This is a genomic window from Streptomyces nanshensis (assembly GCF_001751255.1).
GTDB lineage: Bacteria > Actinomycetota > Actinomycetes > Streptomycetales > Streptomycetaceae > Streptomyces > Streptomyces nanshensis_A.
In genome coordinates, this window is the sequence record NZ_LJGW01000609.1 from 1 (window position 1) to 2,833 (window position 2,833).

At 75.0% G+C, this 2,833-nt stretch carries 3 protein-coding genes; 1 reads left to right on the top strand and 2 read right to left on the bottom strand.

The annotated features are described in order from the left end of the window. Positions 1-126: 126 nt before the first annotated feature. On the bottom strand, positions 127-1,215 hold the full coding sequence (locus tag AN218_RS30195) for a lactonase family protein (RefSeq protein ID WP_070020224.1): 1,089 nt from the start codon (positions 1,213-1,215) through the stop codon (positions 127-129). A gap of 226 nt (positions 1,216-1,441) precedes the next feature. On the opposite strand from AN218_RS30195, the gene AN218_RS30200 reads away from it, so the two are divergent. Further along, the gene (locus AN218_RS30200) at positions 1,442-2,125 is read left to right on the top strand and encodes an HAD family hydrolase (protein WP_070020225.1); all 684 of its coding nucleotides are present in this window, start codon (positions 1,442-1,444) and stop codon (positions 2,123-2,125) included. 45 nt (positions 2,126-2,170) lie between these two features. Here the strand turns inward: AN218_RS30200 and AN218_RS30205 are convergent. Next, positions 2,171-2,833 (bottom strand): MmgE/PrpD family protein (locus AN218_RS30205; protein WP_141747761.1); only part of this gene is annotated, 663 nt, incomplete at its 5' end.

Below are 2,833 nucleotides of genomic sequence, written 5' to 3' on the forward strand. Positions count from 1 at the left end.
CGCCGGGGAGTTCGGGCCGCTCGCCGTCGCCCTCGCCGTTCGTGACGCCGGTGGGGGCCGGGTGCGTCGGCGCTGACCGGGGACTGCCCGCGCAGGCCGCGGGCGAGCGCCCGGGCCCGTCCGCGCTCAGCCGAAGACCACGCAGCTCGCCGCGGGTGCGGCGAGGGTTCCCGCGCGGTGCGGGGTGCCGGTGGCGAGGTCGACGGCGAACCATGTGACGTCGCCCGAGCGTTCGTTGGCGATGTAGAGCCAGCGGCCGGAGGGGTGCAGCGCGAGATCGCGCGGCCAGTGCCCGCCGCAGGGCACCGTGCCGGTCAGCTCCATCGCGTCGCCGGCGGCCGAGACGTCGAAGACGGAGATGCTGTCGTGGCCGCGGTTGGCCGCCCAGGCGAACCGGCCGTCCCGCGAAACGGCAAGCTCCGAGGGGTAGTTGCGGTCCGGGGAGGCGTGGGCGGGCACCGTCGGGACGTGGGTGAGGGCGTCCAGCGTCCCGGTCGCCGCGTCCCAACGGCACACCGTGACCGTGGAGTCGAGCTCGTTCACGACGTACGCGTGGGCGCCGTCCGGGTGGAAGGTGAGATGCCGCGGCCCGCTGCCGGGCGTCAAGGGCGCCTCCGTGTACGGCTGGAGCCCGCCCTCGGAACCGGCGTCGCGCAGGTCGTAGATCCATACGGAGTCGGTGCCGAGGTCGACCGCGAGCAGCCACCGCCCGGAGGGGTCGGCGACGACCGCGTGTGCGTGCGGGCCCTCCTGCCGCGCGGTCTCCGGCCCGCTGCCGGTGTGCCGGTGGACGACGGCGCGGCTGCCGAGGGTGCCGTCGGCGCGTACGGGCAGCGCGCTGATGCTTCCCGTGCCGTAGTTGGCGGTGATCACATGCCCGGCGGCGACGGTGAGATGGGTGGGGCCGCCGCCGCGGACGGGGGTCGGTTCGCCCAAGGGCTCGGGCCGATCCGGGTCGGCGAGGGAGAAGGCCGCGGCGGCGCCGATGTCGCGCTCGCTGACGGCGTAGAGACGGCCGCCGGGGGTGCCCGGTCCGCCGGGGCCCTCGGTCGGCGTGAGGTAGGACGGGTCGGGCAACAGCCCTTCGGTGTGGTGCAGTTCGGTCAGTGTGCCGGTGTCCGCGTCCAGTGCCGCGGTGGTGATGCCCCGGCCGCCCGCCGAGGTGAACGATCCGATGTACGCTCTGCCGGCCCGCTCCCCGCTCGCTTCGCTCACCGTGCTGCGCCCTTCCTCGTCAGACAGTCTCTCGGCGTCGGACAGTTCCGCGATCTTGGCCGACCGTAGCAGCGCCCGCGCCGTGACGGGGCGGACTCGATCACACCCGACCGTCCTCCGGGGCCGGGCCCCCGGTCGTCGGCACGGTCGTCGGCACGGTCGTGGGCGCGGCCATCGGCACGGACATCGGCACGGCCGCCGGCGGCGGCACTGGCACCCTGGGGGCATGGACGCCTCCCCCGCCGCCGTGATCTTCGACCTCGACGGCACCCTCGTGGACAGCGAACCCCACTACTTCGAAGCGGGGCGGCGCGTGCTTGCCGCGCACGGCGTGACGGACTTCGACTGGAAGGAGCACAAGCGCTTCATCGGCATCAGCACCGGGGAGACGATGCGCACGCTGCGCGAGGAGCACGGAATCGCCGCTCCCGTCGAGCAGTTGCTGGCGGAGAAGAACCGCAGCTATCTGGAGCTGGCCGGTCAATCCACGTCGGTCTTCCCGGGGATGCGCGCCCTGGTGGAGCAACTGCACGCCGCCGCCTGGCCGTTGGCGGTGGCCTCCGGCTCCTCGCGGGAGGCGATCGACGCGGTGCTCGACGGGTCGGGGCTGGCGCCGCTGCTGCCCGTACGGGTCTCGGCGGAGGAGGTCCCGCAGGGCAAGCCCGCACCGGACGTCTTTCTGGCGGCGGCCGGGCGGCTAGGGGTGCCGCCGGTCGGCTGTGCGGTGGTGGAGGACGCGCCGCCCGGAGCCGAGGCGGCGCGCCGGGCGGGGATGCGCTGTGTGGCCGTTCCGTATGTACGGGGGTCGCAGGACGATCCGTGGTTCGCGTCGGCGGGGCTGCTCTTCCCGGGCGGGCAGGGCGAGTTCGACGCGGAGCGCGCCTTCGCGTGGATCACCGGCGCAGGGTGACGCTCCGCCTCGTACGCGCTGCCGACGGCCCGTGTACGGAGACGCTCAGGCGGCCGGGAGCGCGGCGCGCAGCAGCGGCGCGGCGCTCTCCCACGTCAACCCGGTGATCTCCGCGGCGCGTTCGGCGCCGACGCATGCGGCGACCTTGGCGGCGAGTTCGGCGTCCGTGGCGGGGCGCCGGGGGTGGCCCTGCGGCAACTCCAGTGCCGCTTCGGCGACTTCGCCGTCCCGGTCCTCGACGGCGATGCGCGTCTCGCCGCCCATGAGGCCCCCGTCCCGTACGCCGAACTCGGTCACACGGACCTCGGTGCGCTCCAGCAGGCGGCCCACCTCGGGACGGCGTACGGCCGCGTCCGTGAAGTCGGCCATGCCGGGGAAGCCGTCGAGCAGTGCGGTGGCCACCGCGTACTCCATGCTGAACTTCGCCTCCAGCCCCGTACGCGGACGGTGGTGGATCAGCGGCTGCATGCCCGCCGCGGGTGTGGTGACGGTGATACGGGCGACGTCCTCCGCCTGCCGTTCGCCGTACGGGAGCCGGCGGGCGGCGCTGATGGGCCGCTGCATCGCGTAGCAGCAGGGGTGGAGCTTGACGGCGAGTCCGTCCGGGACGGCCGGGCCGTCCAGGCGGGGCGCGCTCGCGCCGCCGACCAGCGCGAACCAGTCGTCCAGCGCGGCGGGTTCGGCGCTCGCGCCGGCGGCGGCCAGGCG

Coding starts and splice junctions, on each gene's coding strand:
- AN218_RS30200 (WP_070020225.1), top strand. CDS start 1,442: ATGGACGCCTCCCCCGCCGCCGTGATCTTCGACCTCGACGGCACCCTC.